The following is a 21,593-nucleotide window of genomic DNA, read 5'->3' as shown; positions in this document are numbered from 1 at the left end:
CCGGCAATTCATACTGCCGCTGCCCCGCCGACGATCTCCGAGATTTCCTGAGTGATCGCGGCCTGGCGGGCCTTGTTGTAAACGAGCGTGAGTTCGCCGATGGCCTTGGTCGCGTTGTCGGACGCGCTCTTCATGGCCACCATGCGGGCGGCATGTTCGCTGGCGAGGTTTTCAAGGGTGGACTGGTAGACCAGGGATTCGATATAGCGGGTCAGTACGTGGTCGAGCACGGATGCAGCGTCGGGTTCGTAGAGGTAGTCCCATGCATGCGTTGTCGGCATTTCCTCCGCCGGCGGCAGCGGCAGCAACTGGTCGATGGTCGCCTTCTGCGTCATCGTGTTGACGAAGTCGTTGTAGACCAGCGAAAGGCGATCGATCCTGCCCTCGGTGTAGGCATCGAGCATCACCTTGATCACGCCGATCAGCTTGTCCAGCTGCGGCCTTTCGCCAAGATGGGTGACGCTGCCGACCATGTTGACCTTGAGACGACGGAAGTACGAAGTCGCCTTCTGGCCGATGCAGACCATGTCGACCTCGACCCCCTTGTCCTGCCAGCTGCGAATCTGCGTCAGCAGACTGCGAAACAGGTTGGTGTTGAGTCCGCCGCAGAGGCCGCGATCGGTCGAGACAATGACGAAGCCAACGCGCTTGATCTCGGTGCGTTCCAGCATGAATGGATGCTGGTATTCGCTGTTCGCGTGCGCGATGTGGCCGATCGCCTGACGCATCAGTCGCGCATACGGACGCGAGGCCTTCATCAGGTCCTGCGCCTTGCGGATCTTGGATGCCGAGACCATTTCCAGCGCGCGCGTCACCTTGCGGGTGTTCTGCACGCTCTTGATCTTGGTTTTGATTTCTCTTCCGCCGGCCACGTCTACCTCACACTTTCGTCGTTGCAGCCATCATTCGGCTGCGGGACTTGCTTGGGAATCGGGAATGGGGAATGGGGAATGGGTTGGATCAAGAGCGCGGTATCGCACCTGTCGCTTCGAGTCTGCCGATTCTCACTTCCGCTACTAACCGATTCTCTATCCTCTATTCCCCATTCCCGGCTCTGTTACCAGGACCCAGTCGTCTTGAACTCGTCCAGCCCTTGCTTGAACTTGCCTTCGATATCGCTGTTCCAGTCGCCGGTGTCGACGATGTTCTTCATCAGGTCGGCATAGTTGCTGTGGAAATGCTGATGCAGAGCGGCTTCGAACGGCAGGATCTTGGCAATCGGAAGATCGTCGAGGTAACCCTTCTCGGCGGCGTACACCGACAGCGCCAGCTCGGCGATCGACAGCGGTGAGTACTGCTTCTGCTTCATCAGCTCGGTAACGCGCTGGCCGCGCTCCAGCTGGGCGCGCGTTGCCGCGTCGAGATCCGATGCGAACTGCGCGAATGCGGCCAGCTCACGGAACTGGGCGAGTGCGAGCTTGACGCCACCGGACAGCTTCTTGACGATCTTGGTCTGCGCGGCACCACCGACGCGCGACACCGAAACGCCGGCGTTGACGGCCGGGCGGATACCCGCATTGAACAGGTCCGTCTCAAGGAAGATCTGCCCGTCGGTGATCGAGATCACGTTGGTCGGAACGAATGCCGAGACGTCGCCGGCCTGGGTCTCGATGATCGGCAGGGCGGTCAGCGAGCCGGTCTTGCCGGTTACCGCGCCGTTGGTCTGCTTCTCGACGTATTCCTCGTTCACGCGCGCGGCGCGCTCGAGCAGGCGCGAATGCAGGTAGAAGACGTCGCCCGGGTAGGCTTCGCGACCCGGCGGGCGCTTGAGCAACAGCGAAATCTGGCGGTAGGCCCAGGCCTGCTTGGTCAGGTCGTCATAGATGATCAGGGCGTCTTCGCCGATATCGCGGAAGAACTCGCCCATCGAGCAACCCGAGTACGGAGCGATGTACTGCATCGCAGCCGATTCGGACGCCGAGGCGGCAACGATGATCGTGTGAGCCAGCGCATCGTTTTCTTCCAGCTTGCGCACCACGTTCGCGATCGAGCTCTGCTTCTGGCCGATGGCGACGTAGATGCATTTGATGCCGGAATTCTTCTGGTTGATGATCGCGTCGACGGCCAGGGCGGTCTTGCCGGTCTGACGGTCGCCGATGATCAGCTCGCGCTGGCCGCGGCCGATCGGAATCATCGAGTCGACCGACTTGTAGCCGGTCTGCACCGGCTGGTCGACGGACTTGCGCCAGATCACGCCCGGCGCGACCTTTTCTATCGGCGAGCTGTGCTTGGCATTGATCGGACCCTTGCCGTCGATCGGATTGCCCAGTGCATCAACGACGCGTCCAAGCAGCTCGCGGCCGACCGGCACCTCGAGAATCTTGCCCGTGGTCTTGACCGTGTCGCCTTCGCGCAGGTGCTCGTAGCTGCCGAGAACCACGCAACCTACCGAGTCGCGCTCGAGGTTGAGGGCCAGGGCGATGGTGTCGCCGGGCATCTCGACCATTTCGCCGGACATCACATCGTTGAGGCCGTGGACGCGAACGATGCCGTCGGACACGCTGGTGATCGTGCCTTCGTTGCGCGCATCGGCGGTGAGCTTGAACTCCTCAATACGGTGCTTGATGAGTTCGCTGATTTCAGACGGATTGATCGTGGTGGCCATTTTGGTTTCCCGGTTCGTGCACGCCATGTGGCGTACGCGTTTTTCAGTATTTGGTTTGAGCAGTCAGCGCTGAGCAGCAAGCGGAGAAGGAAAAAGCAACGGCTGCGCGGGCTGCAACTGTACTTCCCGCTTGCCGGTGTCTGTTCTTCCGCTCACTGAACAAGGGCCTGTTCGAGTCGCGCGAGACGGCCGCGCACCGAACCATCGATAACGGTTTCGCCGGCATCGATGATCGTGCCGCCGATCATCTTCGGGTCGATCGACTGGGTCAGCTCGATGTTGCGATCAAAGCGGCGCTTGAGAGCCGCACTGATTTTCTCGAGTCCAGCGGCATCGATGCGCTCGGCTGTGCGCAGGCGCACTTTCAGCGTGCGCTCCGATTCGAGCTTGAGCTGCTCGAACAGGGCAGCGATCTCGGGCAACACCGGCAAGCGGCCATTGTCCGCCAGCAAGGTAATGAAACGACCGAAATCGGTGTCCGGCTTCTCGCCGTGCGGAAGGAACAGCGAAGCGAGTTCACTGGTGCCCAGACGCGGATTGCCAAACAGCTTCGCCACGCGGGAGTCCGCTGCCACCTCGGCAGAGAACGCCAGCTTTTCGGCCCAGCTGGCTAATGCCGCGTGCGAGTGCGCCGTTTCAAACGCGGCGCGCGCATACGGTCTGGCCAGGGTCAGTGCGCTGGACATGGGCCTAGATCTCGCTCACGAGCTGGTCGAGCAGGTCCTTGTGCGCATTGGCATCGATCTCGCGCTTGAGGATCTTCTCGGCGCCAGCGATCGCCAAGGTAGCCACCTTGCCGCGCAGTTCCTCGCGTGCACGGTGAGCCATGCTGTCGATTTCAGCCGCTGCAATGGCTTTCTGCTTGGTGCCCTCGACGATTGCGTCGGTGCGTGCCTTTTCGATGATCTGGTTGGCCTGCTGGGTGGCCTTGTCGATGATCGCCACGGCGTCGACGCGAGCCTTGCGGATCTCGTCGGCCACGCGGGCGTCGGCATCGGCCAATTCCTGGCGGGCACGATCGGCGGCTGCCAGACCTTCGGCGATCTTGGCCTGACGTTCTTCGATGGCCGCGATGATGTGCGGCCATCCGAATTTCATCACCAGCCAGACCACGGCGAAGAACGCCAGGGCCTGGATCACCAGTGTAATGTTCGGAATCATGGATATTGCTCCTGCGGGACGGCGGCCGGTTGGCCGCCGCGCGGATGCCGGGTTTCAGACAGTTACTGCACGCCCAGCGTGGCGAGCAGCGGGTTCGCGAACAGCAGCAGCAGGGCGATGGCGACGCCGATGATCGGCACCGCGTCGAGCAAGCCGGCAACGATGAACATCTTGGTCTGCAGCATCGGGGTCAATTCCGGCTGGCGCGACGCGCCTTCGAGGAACTTGCCGCCGAGCAGGGCGAAGCCGATCGCCGTTCCGAGTGCGCCGAGTCCGATCAGGAGGGCAGCGGCGATGACCGTCATGCTGAGCAGGTCGCCGACTTGGGCAATATTGGCAATGGTTTCCATGGTTCTCTCCGGGTTTCTCAGTGTTTGAATGAATGAAAAAATCTGGCTCTTGGTTGAATCAATGGTGCTCCGCCGCCATGCTCAGGTAAACGATGGTCAGCGTCATGAAGATGAATGCCTGCAAGGTGATGATCAGCACGTGGAAAGCGGTCCATACGAAGCCGGCGATAAACTGGCCTGCGCCGAGCAGGTAGGTCGAGAAGTGATCCAGTGTGGCGCCCAGCGTCATCACCGCGATCAGGATGAAGATCAGTTCGCCCGCGTACATGTTGCCAAACAGTCGCAATGAAAGTGACAGCGGGCGCACGGCTTCCTCGATCACGCGCAGGAGCAGGTTGAACGGCGCGAACCACGGGCCGAACGGCGCCGTGAACCATTCCTTGAAGAAACCGAACAGGCCCTTGTGCTTGATGCCGATGTACTGGATCAGCAGAAAGACGGTAATCGCCATGCCTGCCGTGGTGTTGATGTCGGCAGTCGGCACGACACGCAGGTAGTTGATGCCTGCAGCAGCGCCCGCGGCGGGCAAGGCGTCAACCGGAATCATGTCCATGAAGTTCATCAGGAACACGAGACAGAAAATGGTGATCGACATCGGCGCGATGATCTTGCTGCTGCCGTGAAAAGTCTCGCGGACCATGCCGTCGACGAATGACACGATCATTTCAACGGCGCACTGCAGTTTGCCGGGTACGCCTGCGGTCGCTCGCCGCGAAACGCGCAGGAACACCCAGACGAACAAGACGCAGGCCAGCAGTTTGAACAGTACGCTGTCGACGTTGATCAACCAGAACTGACCTTCCGTGCCAGGCACCTGCACTTGCAGGTGATGCAAGTGGTGCTTGATGTAGTCGGTCATGTTCGCTGGAGCGTGTTCGCTGGCCATCGGGTTACCTGATTGCGATTAGGGCGATCCAGAATGAAAACTGCGCTGCCAGGACGCCGGTGATCAGTCCGGCGAACGGCAGTTTCAGGACTGCGATGGCGAGATACAGCGCCAGACACAGCCAGAACCATTTCAATACCTCTGCCGCGTAGGCAGAGCGCAGTGCGTTGCGTGCCGGAGCGACTCCCCGCCCGAACAGGCGCACTGCAAAAACCATATTTCCGACTGCGATGATGGCGCCGCCCGCGAGGGTGGCCAGGCCGATCCGCAATTCGAACATTGTTGCGATCAAGGCAACCAGCACGGTCACGCCGATCTGCAATAGCGTGGTGCGAACTGCCACCTGCCAACCGTAGGCGATGGAATTGCGCACCTGTGCCTTTCCCGAATGTCGTGTTGGAACTCCGGATCGACGCAAAACGTCGCCCGCTGAGCCGGCGAATGATATCAGTTGGCTTTCGAAGGTCGCAACCAACCCTGGCGAGAAACAAGCGAGGTTGCGGCAATCAGTCGCCAGCGTGAACGATTTCACTAGCGGGAAACCGTCGAAGCTGCGTCAATCCGTCGCCTGTGGGGACAAGCCGCCTCAAGCAAGAAAGCTGTAGGGTGGCAATCAGTCGCCAGCGTGAACGATTTCACTAGCGGGAAACCGTCGAAGCTGCGTCAATCCGTCGCCTGCGGGGACAAGCCGCCTCAAGCAAGAAAGCTGCAGGGTGGCAATCAGTCGCCAGCGTGAACGATTTCCCTGGCGAGAAACAAGCGAGGATGCGGCAATCAGTCGCTCGCGGGAACAACCCGCCCCAGCCCAAGGAATTGCGGAAAGTCAGTCAGCCGCCAGCGTGAACAACGTATCCCGGGGCGCCTGCCAACAAGGGCCCATCTTCGCTCGGATGCTGAACTCCGCGGCCAACCGACAGACCCGGAACCGCCATCAGGCGTCCCGTAGGCGATTTCGACTCCGGAGAATGAGGCGAAGCACGCTCAACCTGCGGCTCTCATGGGTGCAAACGTCCCCGATCTGCGGGGATGCAGGTTGCCGCTGGCGTCGCGCGCTCGGCATAATCGTGAGTCCGGGCTGGTTCCCGCCGCGTCAGAGTCTGTCTGCCATGAGCAAATCTGCCGAATTCTCCTTCGATGTACCGGCCGGCCAGGCGGTGTTTTCCGAGGGCGATCCCGGGCAGACCCTTTATGTCATCGAATCCGGGGTGGTCGAGATTTTTCTGGCAGCGCGTGGCACTGACCCGGTGGCGCGCCTGGGCCCGGGCGAGTTTTTCGGTGAATTGTCGATGCTTTCCGGTCAGCCACGCTCTGCCAGCGCGATTGCGAGAGAGCCGACCCGGTTGCTCCGGATCGAACGCGAAGCCTTTCCTGGCCTTCTGGCCGACAACGTTGAAATCGCCATCTCACTCATGCAGACGCTGGCGCAGCGCCATCTCGATTGCGAGAACGCGTTGACCAAGGCACTTTCGGCAGGGGCTGCCCAGGCGGGCAAGCCGTCTGCTTCCGCAGCGGTTGCCGAGGCAGCACCGGTCAAGGCGCCAGCGAAGTCTCCGGCCAGGAGCAAACCGGCAGCAGAACCATTGTCAGCCCCGCCAGCCCCGCCAGCGGCCCCGGCGGCTCCGAAGCCGGCTTGCTTGCTCAAGCACGCGCAAGGCGAGACGTTCCTGCTGGATCCCGACGTCAAGGAATTCCTGGTCGGCCGCCCCGACCCGAAAGCCGGCATCAATCCGGAAGTCAATCTGAGCAGTGTCGATCCGACCCGCAGCCTCAGTCGCAAGCATGCCAAACTGGTTCGCCAGGGGCAGTTGTACTTCGTGCGCGAGGAATCCGGTACCGTGAATGGAACCTTCGTCAACAATGTTCGTGTCGCCACCGGGGTTGATGTGCCGATCAAGCCGGGTGACAAACTGCGGTTTGGAGCTGTGGAAGTCGAATTTGCCACCGCCTGAGGTGGTTGGGAGAGCGAAAATGGTGAATATCCGCGAATTGCCCGAATCCCTTTCCGAGGTGGATCTCGGCGTGATCGATGCCCTCAAGGCTCTCAAGGAGGAGGCCGACATTCTGCGCGAACGTCTGACCGGCCTCGAGGCTGTCAAGGCCGACTTCGATCCTGCCGTCTTCAGCCGCGTGAATGCCGACTACGCGAAGCAACTTGCCGCGATCGAGGCCAAAGCCGAACCGATGCGCCAGCAGGCCAGGGAATCCTATGCGCGACTGCGCGGCGCGCTGAGCGACATTGCCGATGCGCATGAGGCGGTCAAGCTGGACCGCCAGGAAATCGAGTTGCGCCGCAAGCTCGGTGAATTCGATGACGAGGGCTACAAGGAGCGGCTCAAGCAAATCGAGGCGGCGCTGGCCGAACGCGCAGTAGCGCACAAGCAGGGCGAGGCTCTGCGTGCACGCTTCCTCGAAGTATTTGCCAGCGAGGAAGAACTTCTGCAGGGAGTGGAAGATCCGGGTCCCGCCAGCACGCAGGAAATGCCAGCTGCAGACGAACCTCCGCCGTTGCCGCAGGCGCCACCGCCCGCACCGCCACCGGCTCCGTCAGCCTCGAGCCATGAGCCCGCGGCGGCACAGACCCAGATCCTTCAGGTATTGAAGATGCCGGAGCCGCCCAAGGTGCCGGGCGCGCCGCCGGTGCCGGGAGCTGAAGGGAAGCGGCCCGCATTCGGACCGAACGCAACCATGTCGCTACGCACGGCGCGCCTCGTTCCGCAGAATCCCGAAGCGGGGCGTTCGGCTATACCACTGCCGCCCAAGCCCATTTCGCTTGGCGCCGATCCGGCCAACGAAGTGCGAATCGGAGGCCCCGGCGTCGAGCCCAAGCATGCGCAAATCACGGTGGACTCCAAGGGCTATACCCTGAGCGATCTCGGCAGCAAGTCGGGCACCCGGGTCAATGCCGAGTCGATCAAGGAACGTCTGCTGCGACATGAGGATGTCGTCCAGATCGGCATGGCCCGCTTCGTCTTCCGCGAAGGTTAGCCCGGACTATCCATGAATTGCGCACGCTCTCACTTGTTCATTGAATCCACACGGTATTTCGCTCATTCGGCGATAGTGCCCGCTATCACCTCAATCGCGAAAAGCCGTGTGAATCCAATGTACCGCGCGATCATCGCGCGCATTCAAGAATAGGCCGGGCTCGACCAATGGCACTCGAGATTCGCGACGAACGGGTGGGGGACGTCCTTGTAATTGATCTGAGCGGGCGTCTTGATACCGATACCTCGGCGGATCTCGAGCTGGCCGTGCAGGATCTCCTTGAGACCGGCGTTCGCGACTTCATCATCAATCTGGCGGGCGTCGGTTACGTAAGCAGCGCCGGATTGCGTGTCCTGCTGATGCTGGGCAAAGGCGTGGACGGCAACGGCAGCCTGCGTCTGGCCGGGCTCAATCCGACCGTGCGCCAGGTGTTCGATGTTGCCGGCTTCACCCAACTGTTCACGATACTTCCCGACCGCGAATCGGCACTGGCGCAAAAGATCAAGACCTCCGCCAGCAAGCCCGCTGCGGCCAAGCCTGCGGTCGAGGAGAAGCCGGCGGCAGCAAAGCCTGCTGCGAGCAAGCCCGAGCCGCCAATACCTGCACCAGCCAAACCCGCCCCAGCCAAGGCTGCCGAGAGCAAGCAGAAGGAACCGTCGGGCAATCCGCTGGCCGCTCGCGTCTTGAAGGCGCTCGGAATCAAGGCCGGCGCAAAACCCGCATCCATCATGCCGGCAGATCAGGTGGCCCGGGTGGCTCTGGTAGTGGCGCGGGGCGCCAGGGTCTGAATTGGACTAGGCCGTTGCGTCGCGACTGAGCAGCAACAGGGTCAAGTCATCGGTGGCATTCGCATTGCCCACGAAGTCCGTCAATGCCGTGTTGATCGACGCCAGAACGGCGGGCGCGTCTGCACATGACGCGGCAGCCATGGCGTCGAATGCGCGCTCGATTCCGAACGACTGCGCGTCCTCGTTTTCGGCTTCGTCCAGGCCGTCGCTGTAAAGCAGCAGGCACTCTCCCGCTTCCAGTTGCAGGCGTTCCGTCGAGAACCGGGTTTGCGCATTGGCGCCGAGTGGCGCGCCGGGTTCGAGGGCGACTTCGGAAACGTCTCCGCTTCTTGAGCGCAACAAGGGTCGTGGATGTCCTGCATTGGCAATCTCCAGATCGCCACACTGCTCGCCGATGGCCACGATCTGTGCCGTGACGAACATGCCTGCTTCGAGCTCATCGAGCATGAGCACGTTCAAGGTGACCAGAAGATCCACCGGGTTGCTGGCCTGGCTGGCGAGGAGGCGTACCCCCATGCCGAAGCGCGCCATGACCAGTGCGGCCGATACCGCCTTCCCTGAAACATCGGCAATTACCAGACCGGCGCGGCCATCCGCAAAGTGGAAATAATCGTAGTGGTCGCCGCCGACCACTCGTGCCGGAACATAGGCTTCGGCCAGTTGCAGTCCGGGCAGCCGCAATTGCGATTGCGGCAGAAAATGCTGCTGGACGCGTCGCGCCAGGGCCAGATCACGTTCGGCAACGCGACGGTCCGGATGGCTGCCTCTCTCAGCTTCGAGAAGTCCTGCAACCACGCTGCCGATGGCCTTCGCGATCGAGCGATCCATCGGATTCCAGGTATCTTCCCGCTCCGATTCCGCGACGATTGCACCGAGGGTTTCGCCGCTGAAAATGACGGGCGCGGCAAGGATGCCTCTCGGGGCATCGGCAACACCCAGAGGCTCAAGCGCGGACTGGCCTCCGGCCACGCCATCCACGTGTCGCAGGCAGGCCTTGGCCAGCAAGGCGCTGGAGCTCCAGTCCTCTTCCTCGTTGTCGCTGCGGCAGGCGTAGGCAATCAGGTTGCTGCTGCCGGGCCGGCTGACGAACAGGCCGACACGCACGCAGCCGTCAAAACGGACCATGACCGTATCGAGGATTTCGTCGATCAATTGCGCCGGATCCTCGCGTCGTGCCGGCAAGGCAGTAATCCACGCCAGCAGCTCCAGTCGGTCGACCAGTTGAGGAAACGCGCTACGCCCGGGTTCGGGCTGTTCCGCCTCGTCTTCCGTACTCAACTGTACCGCCACTTCGCCGATCACGATTTCGACGGTGTTTTCGATCAGCAATTCGCCTCGAATCAGGCTGCCTCCGTGCAGGATGCCATTGGCGCTGCCAAGATCCTTGATTCGCCAGATGCCGTCATCGCCGCAACTGACCTCCGCATGCTGCCGCGAGACGGTGGGGTCATCGATTCGAATGTCAGAGTAGGCGCCGCGGCCGATGACCACGGATTCCTTGAAGCTGAATTGTTGGCCGGCGAGTGCACCGCCGGTAATGGTCAGGCGCGGCATGATGATGCAGTGTCGCACGCCGGTGCGCCTGCGGTGAATCCCTCGCCGTGGGCTGCGCGGGCAGCGATTGAATGCCGGCAAATGCGCCATCGTGCATTTGCGGGTGTGGCGCGGAGTCCGTTTGCGCGGGCTGGAACAGTGGTCAGCGGGCGATTGCTCATCGCGACAAGCCGTGGTCCGCGTCGATGCTTGCCGGAACCGCGGTCATTGGGCCATAAAAAAACCGGATGGCAAGCCATCCGGTTTCTTGAATCGCTTTCGGTGCTGGCTGCGGTGTGCTGCGACCAACTCCGAAGTGGGTTGCTTACTTGCCCGAAGCAGCCTTCTTCACCGAATTGACCTGCTTGGTCACGGCTTCATTGGTCGCTTCGAACGAACCCTTGATCAGGTTGCCGAGCTGCTCGTTGGTCTTCAGGGTCAGACCGAGCACTTCCTGGTTGGTGTTGTACATCTTCTCGGCGGATTCCTTGGCCAGCTGCACGCCCTTCGGCAGGATCGCCTTGGCGGCTTCGAAGTCACGGACTTCGGAAGCTTCGGCCCAGAATGCGTTGGAAGCGCTGACGTGGCTTTCGACGGCCTTCAGCTGCAGGTCGGCGATCTTCTCGAAACCGGCCAGGGCGACGCCCTGAGCCTTGACGGCGGCGTCGGCAAAGTTCTTGCCAAGGGAAAGGAACTGCGAATTCATCTGCTCGTACATGTGATAACTCCCTCTCTAGGATTAGTGGATGGACGTACTCTAGCAGGGAATTTGTTGCGACGCAACATATCGGCAGCTGCTGGCGTTGCCGTTTATTCAGGTTTGGCACTCAAGGTCATGATTATAGACGATTTCCGCGAATTCCGAGCTCTGCTGCGTCGCGGAAGATCAGCGGGCGAAAAGGGCTAGGCCGCGGGTCCGCCGTAACTGCAGCCCGAGGTACAGGTTTCGTGCACGATCACCCTGGCCAGCAGGGGCAGGCGCGGCCTGACTGCATTCCAGATCCAGACAGCCAGGTTCTCGCTGGTCGGGTTCTCCAGGCCACGGATGTCATTCAGATAGCGGTGATCAAGCTGTTCGAAGACCGGCGCAAACGCGGCGCTCACCTCGGAAAAGTCACAGACCCAGCCCAGGGTCGGGTCCACGGGACCATCCAGATGCAGTTCGATCTCGAAGGAATGACCGTGCAGGCGCGCGCACTTGTGTCCCTCGGGCACATTCGGCAACCGATGGGCGGCTTCGATTCGGAATTTCTTGTAGATGACCATCAAGGGCGCTCAGTTGGGTATTCCGGACGGGACTCCTGCAGTGCGCGGCCGCAAGCCGGATATTGGTGGGCCCACCAGGACTTGAACCTGGAACCAACGGATTATGAGTCCGCTGCTCTAACCAATTGAGCTATAGGCCCCGCTTCAAAACAGTAACGAGGTCGCGCTTTGCGCGACGAACACTCGCCCCCTCCCTTCGGGGGAGGGCTGGAGTGAGGGTACGCAAGCGCAAGTAGCGCGAATCCGCAATTATGCCAACCGACGCTTGAACTGTCGCGCAAGGCGCGACGATCTCCATGCTCTGAAACGCCGCTTCGGAAAAGAAATCTTCGCCAACCAACGGCGCCATCGGCTGCGATCTTGATTGAAACCAGGGGCCCTCGGTCAGGTGAAATCGGGAAGCGGGGGTGGGTGCGAATCCGTACCCTCACCCCAGCCCTCTCCCGGGGGGAGAGGGAGCGAAGCCACAGCCTGCTTGTCCTGGTGAGAGGGAGCGAGGCTGCACTCGTCTCTGCCAATTGCTGCTCGGACCTACTCCAGATCGAGGAACGAGCGCAGCTGTTCCGAACGACTCGGATGACGCAGCTTGCGCAGGGCCTTGGCTTCGATCTGACGAATACGCTCGCGAGTGACGTCGAACTGCTTGCCGACTTCCTCCAGGGTGTGATCGGTATTCATGTCGATGCCGAAACGCATGCGCAGCACCTTGGCTTCGCGGGGCGTCAGGCCACCGAGCACATCGTGCACGGTTTCCATCAGGCCGATGTTGGTCGAGGATTCGATCGGAGAGACGATCGAGATGTCCTCGATGAAGTCGCCCAGGTGCGAATCCTCGTCGTCGCCGATCGGCGTTTCCATCGAGATCGGTTCCTTGGCGATCTTGAGCACCTTGCGGATCTTGTCCTCGGGCATCTCCATCTTGATGGCCAGCTCTTCCGGGGTCGGCTCGCGGCCCATTTCCTGCAGCATCTGGCGGCTGATGCGATTGAGCTTGTTGATTGTCTCGATCATGTGCACGGGGATGCGGATGGTGCGCGCCTGATCGGCAATCGAGCGCGTGATGGCCTGGCGGATCCACCACGTCGCATAGGTCGAGAACTTGTAACCGCGACGATACTCGAACTTGTCGACGGCCTTCATCAGGCCGATGTTGCCTTCCTGGATCAGATCGAGGAATTGCAGGCCGCGGTTCGTGTACTTCTTTGCGATCGAGATGACCAGGCGCAGGTTGGCCTCCACCATTTCCTTCTTCGCACGGCGCGCCTTGGCCTCGCCAATAGACATCGCACGATTGATTTCCTTGATGTCGGCGACCGTCAGGAACAGCGTGTTCTCAATCGAGACCAGCTTGTGCTGCTCGCCAACCAGTGCATCCTTGTGCGTCTTCACCGCAGCCGACCACTTCTGACGCTTGCGCATCAGTTCGTCGGCCCACTCCAAATTGGTCTCGTTGGACGGGAATACCTTGAGGAATTCCTTGCGCGGCATGCGCGCCTGCTTGATGCAGATATCCATGATCAGACGTTCGTGGTGTCGGATGTTGCTGACCACTTCGCGCAGCTTGCGCACAAGACTGTCGATCAGGATTGCAGGCAGTTTCAGATTGAGGAACTCTTCGGCGATCAGCTCGCGCAGTTTCTGCGCCTTCTTGTCGCCCAGACCGTTCTTCTCGGACAACTTCTGGTACTTGGCGTAGCCGGCGCGCAGCAGTTCCATGCGTCGAGCGACCTCAACCGGGTCGGGGCCGGTGTCGACCGGCGTCGAGTCCTCGCTATCGTCATCGGTATCATCGTCGTCGCCGTCACCATCCTCGGCGCCATCTGCCTTCTCGGCGGCTTCCTTGGCCGCTGCGGCAGCGACCTCCTCCGGTGTTGGCACTTCGATGTCGAGAAAGCCGGTGACGACCTCCGACATGCGTTTCTTGCCTTCGGTGAACTGATCGTATTCCTCGACCAGCAGCTGGATCGACCAGGGGAAGCTGGCCAGAGCCGCCTGGACCTGGTTGAGACCTTCCTCGATGCGCTTGGCGATGGCGATCTCGCCTTCGCGGGTCAGCAGCTCGACCGTACCCATTTCGCGCATGTACATGCGCACCGGATCGGTGGTGCGACCCACTTCGGCATCAACGGCAGACAGCACGGCGACCGCTTCCTCGGTCGCGGTATCGTCGTCGGTGGAGCCGGCTGACTGCGCGCGCAAGGTTTCCGTATCCGGCGCAACTTCGTGCACCTCGATACCCATGTCATTGATCATGCCGATGATGTCTTCGATCTGTTCCGGATCGACGATGTCATCGGGCAGATGGTCATTTACCTCGGCATAGGTCAGGTATCCCTGTTCCTTGCCCTTGGTGATGAGCATCTTGATATCGGTGGTTTTCTGCTCCTGGATATGCTCGGTCGCCATGAATGTTGTGATAACCCTTAAACAAAGACTCGGAAGTATAGGAGGCCCGTCAAGGGCAGCCTAAGATATTGATTTATATGGCTACATCGTAATCTGCCAGCCGGGCCCGGATCAGTCCGGGGCCACGCGCAGCTGAAAGGTCACTGGCCCGTCATTGACCAGGTGAACCTTCATGTGGGTACGAAAGCGCCCGGTTTCCACCTCCGCGTGCGCGATCCGTGCCAAATCCACCAGATGGCCGAACCAGCGCTCGCCCTGTTCCGGGCTGGCCGCGCCGGAGAACCCCGCCCGCATTCCACTGGAAGTATCGGCGGCCAGGGTGAATTGCGAGACCAGCAAGAGACCCCCGCCGGTGTCGCGCAGGGAGCGATTCATGCGGCCCTCGTCATCGCCGAAGACACGATAGCCCAGGATCCGTTCGAGCATGCGCCTGACCTGCGCTTCGCCGTCGCCGCGTTCCACCGCAACCAGCGCAAGCAGGCCTGCGCCGATCCGGCCCACCACTTCCTGCTCGACTTCTACGTGCGCCTGGCTGACACGCTGGATCAGGGCAATCATGGCGGGCTCCACTGGACAGGGGCAATATGCTCGCCGCAGAGGGCGAATCCGGTCAAACCGCCGGCAGCCGTTTAGAATCGTGACTTTCCACCTGATTGCACGCAATGACCTGGCCGATTCGCCTTTTCTATGCCGTCCTCTGGCTGGCTGGCCTGTTGCCCCTGCGCATCCTGCATGTGCTCGGCAGCGCGCTTGGTGATGTTGCGTGGTGGCTGCATCGCGGCGAACGGCGCATCACCGAGATCAATCTGGGCCTGATATCGACGACGCCAGAGGGCAGGGCACTGGGACTGCTGGATGCGCGCCAGGTTCTGCGCGAGTCGGGCAAGTCTGCGGTCGAGGTGGCCCGCATCTGGTCGGGTCGGCCCGAGGCCGCGTTGCGGCTGGTGCGCGAAGTCCACGGGTCCGAACTGTTCGAGCAGGCACTCGCCAGTGGCAAGGGTGTCATCATCGCAGCGCCTCATCTGGGCTGCTGGGAACTGCTCAGCTATTGGCTGGCCGAACGCACGCCGCTGGCCATCGTCTATCGGCCGCCGCGAAACCCGGATATGGAATCGCTGCTGATCAAGGCGCGCGGCGCATCCAAGGTCGAACAGGTTCGTGCCGAGGGCGCCGGTGTACGCAGCCTTTACCGGCGTCTTGCTGCGGGCGGCGTCGTGGGCATCCTGCCTGATCAGCAACCCAAACAGGGCGAGGGCGAGTTTGCACCGTTCTTCGGGATCGATGCCCTGACCATGGTGCTGGTTCCGCGGCTGGCCGAACGCACTGGAGCAGCCGTATTGTTCGCCTTTGCCGAACGCCTGCCGCGCGGCAAGGGATTTCGTGTTCGACTGCAGTCTGCATCCCGGGAGATCGCCGATACCGACTTGCGGATTGCATGCAGGGCAATGAATCGAAGTGTCGAAGAGTGCGTGCGCATCGCTCCGCTGCAGTATCAGTGGCACTACAAGCGCTACTCGATCCGTCCAACAAGTGCCTCAAGAAACCCGTACAAGAAAACACCAGCAAAGTCATGAAACCGCATTGGATGTTTATTCCATCCGCTGAAACAGGATCCTGAAGAGGGTCGTACCATCCCGTTGAATCGTCGCCCCTGTCGGGCCTCCTGCATTGCATGTGCGCGCGACAGATTACCCCTCGGGTACGAATCATGAATGGTGCACGTTGGACTTGCGATTGCCTGCTTCCGAACAGAAGCATCGGCGAGTTGGCGGAGGAGCCCTCTTCGATCCCCTCCCGAAAAAGCAAAAACCGCCTCGCGGCGGTTTCTGCCTGAACCGATGTCACGCAGCCATCAGCCGCGCTTCATCGAGTTGAAGAACTCGTCGTTCGACTTGGTGTTCTTCATCTTGTCGAGCATGAATTCCATCGCGGCAAGCTCGTCCATCGGGTGCAGCAGTTTCCTGAGGATCCAGATCTTCTGCAGCATGTCGGGCTCGATCAGCAATTCCTCGCGACGCGTGCCCGAGCGATTGATGTCGATGGCCGGATAGACGCGCTTTTCCGCAATGCGCCGGCTCAGGTGCACTTCCATGTTGCCGGTGCCCTTGAATTCCTCGTAGATCACTTCGTCCATCTTCGAGCCGGTTTCCACCAGCGCCGTGGCGATGATGGTCAGCGAACCGCCTTCCTCGACGTTGCGCGCGGCGCCGAAAAACCGCTTCGGTCGTTGCAGCGCGTTGGCGTCTACACCGCCGGTCAACACCTTGCCCGATGAGGGGATCACGGTGTTGTAGGCGCGTGCGAGGCGGGTAATCGAGTCGAGCAGGATGACCACATCCTTCTTGTGCTCGACCAGACGCTTGGCTCGCTCGATCACCATCTCGGCGACCTGCACGTGACGCGTGGCCGGCTCATCGAAGGTCGAGCTGATCACCTCGGCGCGCACACCACGCTGCATTTCGGTGACTTCTTCGGGACGCTCGTCAATCAGCAGGATGATCAGGTGCACTTCGGGATGGTTGTGCACGATCGCCTGCGCGACGTTCTGCAGCATCATCGTCTTGCCGGCCTTGGGCTGCGAGACGATCAGGCCGCGCTGGCCGCGACCAATCGGTGCAACCAGGTCGAGGATGCGTCCGGTGATGTCCTCGGTCGAACCGTTGCCACGCTCGAGCCGGAACGACTTGCGCGGGAACAGCGCGGTCAGATTCTCGAACAGGGCCTTGTGCTTCGACGCCTCGGGCGGCTCACCGTTGATATGGTCGACCTTGAGCAAGGCGAAGTAGCGTTCGCCTTCCTTGGGAGGACGAATGCGACCGGCGATGTAGTCGCCCGTGCGCAAATTGAATCGTCGGGTTTGCGACGGCGAAACGTAAATGTCATCAGGGCCCGCCAGGTAGGACTGATCCGGGCCGCGCAGGAAGCCGAAGCCGTCTTGCAGGATTTCGAGCACGCCTTCGCCGTAGATGCCGCCGCCGGACTTGGCGTGTGCCTTGAGGATGTTGAAGATCACATCCTGCTTGCGTGCGCGGGCCACACCTTCCTGGATGCCGAGCGTTTCGGCCAGGGCAATCAGGTCGAGGGCATTCTTGCGCTTGAGTTCGTTGAGATCGATCAGCGGACCATTGTCCTTGCTCGGATCGTATTCTTCGTCATCACGCGGCAGACCGCGATGCGCGGGATTCTGCTGCCGATTGCTGCCGCGGTTGCGATCGCGACGGTTGCGTGGACCGCGCTGCTGGTTCTGCTGCGGGCCCCGCTGCTGGTTGCCGTGGCGATGGTTGGCGTTGCCGCCATCCTGGCCTTCCGACGAACCGGAGCCGCCCTCGCTGTCGCGCGAATTGTCGGACTTCGAGTTCGGATTGGGTGCCGAATCGCCTGAGGTCGATTCGGGCTGGCGATTGCCGTCTTCGTTGCCGGAGGCGCTACGTTCCTGGCGAGGGGGGGGTGCTTCCGCGGACTCGTTTGAGGAATCCGACTCGGAGGCCTTGCCCTCGCCCTTGGCTGCACGCGGTGCGCGTGGCTGACGCTGGCGAGGCTCTGGACGAGACTTGGGTGCGGCGCTTTCGCCGTTTTCGGGATTATCGGTATCGGACACGGACGGACCTCGTTGGGTTCCGTAGGAAAAAAGGGATGTCGGGGGGTGTTGCGGAAGGCGGAGCGGATGCGCTCCATGTCACTCCGACCTAACTTAGCACTGCGCTGGGCGTGCGTCTAGCTTTGGGAGCCGGGAGTGGGGAATGGGGAATCGGGAACAGGCTCGAAGCGGGGTCCAATCTGGAACGACCGTTGGTTCAATTCTGCGCGTAGAAGTACGTGGGACATTCAGGGGGAGCCACATTGCTGCTCTTCCGATTCCCCATTCCCTGTTCCCAGTTCCCGGCTTTCAACCCACTCCCGAATCCCGGCTTTTCAGGCAATCGCGCTGTCGATCAACTGGGTCAGCTGGGTCTTGCTGACGGCGCCGATCTGGGTGGCTTCGACCTTGCCGTCCTTGAAGATCATCAAGGTCGGGATGCCGCGGACGTTGTAGTTGCGGGGCGTCTGCTGATTGTGATCGATATTGATCTTGGCGACCTTGAGGCGACCGCCATAGGTCTGGGCCAGCTCGTCAAGAATAGGAGCGATCATCTTGCATGGGCCGCACCATTCGGCCCAGAAGTCGACCAGTACCGGCTCGGACGATTGCAAAACCTCAGCGTCGAACTGTTCGTCGCTGACGTGGGCGATTTGATGGCTCACGCGGAACCTCCAATGGGGGCAAGGGTTGAGGATTGTGCCGCAATGCAAGCGGGCTGCAGCCTCTTCAGCTACACTTGTCCGGCTTTACGGCGTGGACTTGACGATGAGCCTGCGCCCACCATGAAGTCCATTTCAGCCCAATCGGCTGTCCTGCGCAAGTTGGGGGCGGATCATATCCGCACAAGGAGCCTTGGCGGCAGAAATTTCAGGTTGCGGTATTCGGGTTTTCCATGGAGCAGGCGTCAAAGGCATGCGCGCACTCGTTTTTCGGGCGTTCAGCCTTCAGGCCCCTCTCCAATACCGGCTCGACGAACCCCACGAAAATTTCTGCCGCCAGGGCTCCGGCACCGCAGTTCACGGACGCCGACTCCATGAGACCCCCATTGAATGTCACATACTCAACCACTTACCGATACCGTTTTCGAGAGTTTCGACCTGCATCCCAGCCTGCTGGCTGGCCTGAATGACACCGGATTCATCCGCTGCACACCGATCCAGGCACTGACCCTGCCAATCGCCCTCGAAGGGCGGGACATCGCCGGCCAGGCCCAGACCGGTACCGGCAAGACCGCCGCATTCCTGGTGGCGGTACTGAACCGCCTGCTCACCAAGCCGGCCCTGGTCGAGCGCAAGACCGGCGATCCGCGCGCCGTGATTCTGGCTCCGACGCGCGAACTGGCCATTCAGATCGAAAAGGACTTCCGCAGCATCGGCCGGCACACCGGCCTGACCTCGGCCCTGATCTACGGCGGCGTCGACTACGACAAGCAGCGCGAGATGCTCAAGAATGGCGTCGACATCGTTATTGCCACGCCGGGCCGCATCATCGATTACCTCAAGCAGCATGTGGTTTCGTTCCGCGCCGTCGATGTCTGCGTGCTCGATGAGGCCGACCGCATGTTCGATCTGGGCTTCATCAAGGACGTGCGCTTCCTGATGCGGCGCATGCCGCCGCGCGAACAGCGCCAGGGCATGCTGTTTTCGGCCACCTTGAGCTATCGCGTGCTCGAGCTGGCCTACGATCACATGAACAGTCCGGAAAAGGTGACTGCCGAAACCGAAAACGTGACGGCCGATCGTGTGCGCCAGGTGGTCTATTTCCCGGCGACCGAGGAAAAGATGCCGCTGCTGCTCAATCTGATGAGCAAGATCGATGATCAACGCAGCATCGTCTTCATCAACACCAAGGCGATGGCCGAACGTGTAACCCGCGCGCTGGAAAGGAATGGCTACCGGGTGGCGACCCTGTCGGGCGACGTACCGCAGGCCAAGCGCGAGCGACTGCTTGCGCGCTTCCAGAAGGGTGATATCGAAATACTGGTGGCCACCGATGTCGCCGCACGCGGACTGCATATCCCGGCCGTGTCCCACGTATTCAATTTCGATCTGCCGCAGGATGCCGAAGACTACGTGCACCGTATCGGTCGTACCGCACGACTCGGTGCAGAAGGCGATGCGATCAGCTTTGCCTGCGACCTCTATGCGATGGGTCTGCCGGATATCGAGGCCTACATCGAACAGAAGATTCCCACTGCACGGGTGGAGCCGGAGTTGCTGGTGGTCCCGCCGCCACGCGTGCGTGCACGGGTGGCCATATCCGATGAGGACGCCGAAGCGAATGCGGCTGACGACCTTCGCAACACGGCCGGCGCACCCCCGAAAGAACAGAAATCACGCAGCGCCGGGCCGCGTTCCGCGGCGCCGCGCAGCGGCGGTCGCACGCGGCCACCCCGTCGCGAGTCTTCCGCGCCAAAGGTCGCGAGCGAGAGCGCCGAGAGCAAGCCGGTCGTAGCCGCCGATGCTTCGGCCACCCCGCAAGCAGGAGCGGATCCATCGAAGAAACGCCGGCGTCGCGGCGGACGCGGTCGCAATCGTTCCAGGGGTGCGGACCAGAACCCGGCCGCGAACGAAGCCGGTTCGGGCAACGGTCAGGGTGAAGCTGGCAAAGGCGAACGCAAGCCGCGTCGCGAGCGGGCGCCGCATGTCGACACCGGGCGGGCGGCACCAGCCAGCGAGTCGACGACCGCGACTGCACACAAGAAGCAGGGTTTCTTCAATCGCATCGCCAGTTTTTTCGGTCGTCATTGAGGTATCCCGGAAGCGACTGGATGCGGGCGTGACCCGCAGCTCCGGTCGACCCCGCAAAGGCTGGCGGTTGCAACCGCCTGCCAGGCGCGGTCGTGCAGGCTGATTTGATAGAGTTGCCACCGGTTGCCGAAGGAACTGAACACGCATGCCGAGTCTCCTGAATCTGACTGGATGGACTGCCGGCAGGCGCGACCGCCTGTCCGAGCGCGCTGCGTGGCTGAGCTGCGTCGCGCTGGCCCTGATTCTGGTCTGGATGCTGGCCAGAACATTCTGGCTGCTGGTCCCCGGCGACGACGGCCTCGCGGGCGGCGCGCCGCGTGAATTGAGCGTGGCCAGCAGCGCACCGACGATTTCGATCGGCAAATGGCACCTGTTCGGCAATGCTCCCCAACAGCTGAATGCGCGAAAGAACGCCCCGGAAACCACGCTCAGCCTCAGTCTGCGCGGAACACTTGCGGATGCGGACCCGCGGACCGGCATCGCCGTGATCACCGACGAGCAGGGGGCGGAGCGCGCCTGGCGCGTCGGTGAGGAAATCACTCCCGGGGTCACGCTTGAGGAAGTCTATCCGGATCGGGTGGTCATACTGCACGCCGGAACACAGGAAGTTCTGGCGCTTCAGCGCAACGAAGTCTCCGCTCGCGTGGAGCCGATTCCCGCGGTCATGCGCGGCGGTGCAGCTCCGCGCAACACGGCGCCGTCGAACAATTCTCTCGGAGTCACGAGTTTCGAGCCGCCCAATCTTGCGCACGGTGCGCTGGACTGGCAGAAAACCATGCAGAGTGTCGGTGGCGGCGATGCCTCAGAGATGGCCAGGAATGTGCGCATCGATCCGGTCCTGAACGACGGCAACATTACCGGCGTGCGCGTTTCGGCAGCCAACGGTGATCCCGGTCTGGTAGCGAAGCTGGGCCTGCGCCCCAGCGATATCGTGACTGCCGTCAACGGCGTGCCGGTCGATTCGGTCGCCCGTGGCCAGCAGATCCTCGAAAGCCTGCGCAATGCCAGCAGCGTGCGGGTTACCGTGACCCGCGACGGCAAGCCGGCTGAAATCATGGTCCAGCTGAAGTAGAGCCGGAGTGGGAGTGGCGAGCCAGGAACAGGGAGAAGCCACAGAGGCGCCGGTCACGTGGCCGAGCCGGATTCTCGCTTCCGTTCGCCCGGTTCCGGGATTCAAACACCACACTCGCCTTCATGCTTTGCTACGCTTGCGCGTGATGCCGTCGCGGTGGTGCGGTGGTAGCAGCAAGCAGATGGCAAGGCTTGCCCCGCGATCGATCATG

Annotated in this window: 20 protein-coding genes and 1 tRNA gene; 6 read left to right on the top strand and 15 right to left on the bottom strand. The window is 61.6% G+C overall.

Annotated features, from left to right (window positions below; all coding sequences use genetic code 11):
* Positions 1 to 8 precede the first annotated feature (8 nt).
* From atpG to R3F00_RS05140, 7 genes are all read right to left on the bottom strand, one after another.
* On the bottom strand, positions 9 to 872 hold the full coding sequence (gene atpG / locus R3F00_RS05170; protein ID WP_371280659.1) for a F0F1 ATP synthase subunit gamma: 864 nt from the start codon (positions 870 to 872) through the stop codon (positions 9 to 11).
* Between the two features lie 185 nt (positions 873 to 1,057).
* On the bottom strand, positions 1,058 to 2,605 hold the full coding sequence (gene atpA / locus R3F00_RS05165) for a F0F1 ATP synthase subunit alpha (protein ID WP_371280658.1): 1,548 nt from the start codon (positions 2,603 to 2,605) through the stop codon (positions 1,058 to 1,060).
* 152 nt (positions 2,606 to 2,757) lie between these two features.
* Positions 2,758 to 3,291, bottom strand: a complete 534-nt coding sequence (locus tag R3F00_RS05160) for a F0F1 ATP synthase subunit delta (protein WP_371280657.1) — start codon at positions 3,289 to 3,291, stop codon at positions 2,758 to 2,760.
* A 4-nt stretch (positions 3,292 to 3,295) separates the two neighbouring features.
* Complete coding sequence (locus R3F00_RS05155; RefSeq protein WP_371280656.1) at positions 3,296 to 3,766, bottom strand: F0F1 ATP synthase subunit B; 471 nt, start codon at positions 3,764 to 3,766, stop codon at positions 3,296 to 3,298.
* Positions 3,767 to 3,828: 62 nt separating this feature from the next.
* Positions 3,829 to 4,116 carry a F0F1 ATP synthase subunit C gene (gene atpE, locus R3F00_RS05150; protein ID WP_371280655.1) on the bottom strand — a complete coding sequence of 96 codons (288 nt, stop codon included), beginning with the start codon at positions 4,114 to 4,116 and terminating at the stop codon, positions 3,829 to 3,831.
* Between the two features lie 58 nt (positions 4,117 to 4,174).
* A complete protein-coding gene (gene atpB, locus R3F00_RS05145; RefSeq protein ID WP_371280654.1) occupies positions 4,175 to 5,002 on the bottom strand; it encodes a F0F1 ATP synthase subunit A in 828 nt (275 codons plus the stop codon).
* A gap of 4 nt (positions 5,003 to 5,006) precedes the next feature.
* Positions 5,007 to 5,534 (bottom strand): ATP synthase subunit I, encoded by a 528-nt coding sequence (locus tag R3F00_RS05140; protein ID WP_371280653.1) that lies wholly within the window; start codon positions 5,532 to 5,534, stop codon positions 5,007 to 5,009.
* A gap of 574 nt (positions 5,535 to 6,108) precedes the next feature.
* On the opposite strand from R3F00_RS05140, the gene R3F00_RS05135 reads away from it, so the two are divergent.
* From R3F00_RS05135 to R3F00_RS05125, 3 genes are all read left to right on the top strand, one after another.
* Positions 6,109 to 6,951, top strand: coding sequence for a cyclic nucleotide-binding domain-containing protein (locus R3F00_RS05135; RefSeq protein WP_371280652.1), 843 nt, complete (start codon positions 6,109 to 6,111; stop codon positions 6,949 to 6,951).
* Between the two features lie 19 nt (positions 6,952 to 6,970).
* Positions 6,971 to 7,987 carry an FHA domain-containing protein gene (locus R3F00_RS05130; protein ID WP_371280651.1) on the top strand — a complete coding sequence of 339 codons (1,017 nt, stop codon included), beginning with the start codon at positions 6,971 to 6,973 and terminating at the stop codon, positions 7,985 to 7,987.
* Positions 7,988 to 8,154: 167 nt separating this feature from the next.
* A complete protein-coding gene (locus tag R3F00_RS05125) occupies positions 8,155 to 8,775 on the top strand; it encodes an STAS domain-containing protein (RefSeq protein ID WP_371280650.1) in 621 nt (206 codons plus the stop codon).
* Between the two features lie 6 nt (positions 8,776 to 8,781).
* Here the strand turns inward: R3F00_RS05125 and R3F00_RS05120 are convergent, their stop codons facing one another.
* From R3F00_RS05120 to dtd, 6 genes are all read right to left on the bottom strand, one after another.
* Positions 8,782 to 10,347: a SpoIIE family protein phosphatase gene (locus R3F00_RS05120; RefSeq protein WP_371280649.1), complete on the bottom strand. Its 1,566-nt coding sequence runs from the start codon at positions 10,345 to 10,347 to the stop codon at positions 8,782 to 8,784.
* A gap of 286 nt (positions 10,348 to 10,633) precedes the next feature.
* Positions 10,634 to 11,026 (bottom strand): phasin family protein, encoded by a 393-nt coding sequence (locus R3F00_RS05115; protein ID WP_371280648.1) that lies wholly within the window; start codon positions 11,024 to 11,026, stop codon positions 10,634 to 10,636.
* A 185-nt stretch (positions 11,027 to 11,211) separates the two neighbouring features.
* The gene (gene queD / locus R3F00_RS05110) at positions 11,212 to 11,574 is read right to left on the bottom strand and encodes a 6-carboxytetrahydropterin synthase QueD (RefSeq protein ID WP_371280647.1); all 363 of its coding nucleotides are present in this window, start codon (positions 11,572 to 11,574) and stop codon (positions 11,212 to 11,214) included.
* 63 nt (positions 11,575 to 11,637) lie between these two features.
* Positions 11,638 to 11,714 (bottom strand) — tRNA-Ile (locus R3F00_RS05105).
* A gap of 391 nt (positions 11,715 to 12,105) precedes the next feature.
* Positions 12,106 to 13,980 (bottom strand): RNA polymerase sigma factor RpoD, encoded by a 1,875-nt coding sequence (gene rpoD, locus R3F00_RS05100; protein ID WP_371280646.1) that lies wholly within the window; start codon positions 13,978 to 13,980, stop codon positions 12,106 to 12,108.
* A gap of 111 nt (positions 13,981 to 14,091) precedes the next feature.
* Positions 14,092 to 14,538, bottom strand: a complete 447-nt coding sequence (gene dtd / locus R3F00_RS05095) for a D-aminoacyl-tRNA deacylase (protein WP_371280645.1) — start codon at positions 14,536 to 14,538, stop codon at positions 14,092 to 14,094.
* Between the two features lie 104 nt (positions 14,539 to 14,642).
* Here dtd and R3F00_RS05090 point away from each other — a divergent pair, with 104 nt between their 5' ends.
* Positions 14,643 to 15,554 carry a lipid A biosynthesis acyltransferase gene (locus R3F00_RS05090; protein ID WP_371280644.1) on the top strand — a complete coding sequence of 304 codons (912 nt, stop codon included), beginning with the start codon at positions 14,643 to 14,645 and terminating at the stop codon, positions 15,552 to 15,554.
* 278 nt (positions 15,555 to 15,832) lie between these two features.
* On the opposite strand, the gene rho is transcribed toward R3F00_RS05090, so the two are convergent.
* Positions 15,833 to 17,578: a transcription termination factor Rho gene (gene rho / locus R3F00_RS05085; protein WP_371280642.1), complete on the bottom strand. Its 1,746-nt coding sequence runs from the start codon at positions 17,576 to 17,578 to the stop codon at positions 15,833 to 15,835.
* Positions 17,579 to 17,892: 314 nt separating this feature from the next.
* Positions 17,893 to 18,222, bottom strand: a complete 330-nt coding sequence (gene trxA / locus R3F00_RS05080) for a thioredoxin TrxA (protein ID WP_371280641.1) — start codon at positions 18,220 to 18,222, stop codon at positions 17,893 to 17,895.
* 387 nt (positions 18,223 to 18,609) lie between these two features.
* Here trxA and R3F00_RS05075 point away from each other — a divergent pair, with 387 nt between their 5' ends.
* Positions 18,610 to 20,310, top strand: coding sequence for a DEAD/DEAH box helicase (locus tag R3F00_RS05075; protein WP_371280640.1), 1,701 nt, complete (start codon positions 18,610 to 18,612; stop codon positions 20,308 to 20,310).
* Between the two features lie 145 nt (positions 20,311 to 20,455).
* A complete protein-coding gene (locus R3F00_RS05070) occupies positions 20,456 to 21,382 on the top strand; it encodes a type II secretion system protein N (protein ID WP_371280639.1) in 927 nt (308 codons plus the stop codon).
* Positions 21,383 to 21,593: the final 211 nt, after the last annotated feature.

Source organism: Dokdonella sp. (genome assembly GCF_041395345.1).
Taxonomy (GTDB): domain Bacteria; phylum Pseudomonadota; class Gammaproteobacteria; order Xanthomonadales; family Rhodanobacteraceae; genus Dokdonella.
This window is presented reverse-complemented; position numbering and strand designations above follow the sequence as displayed.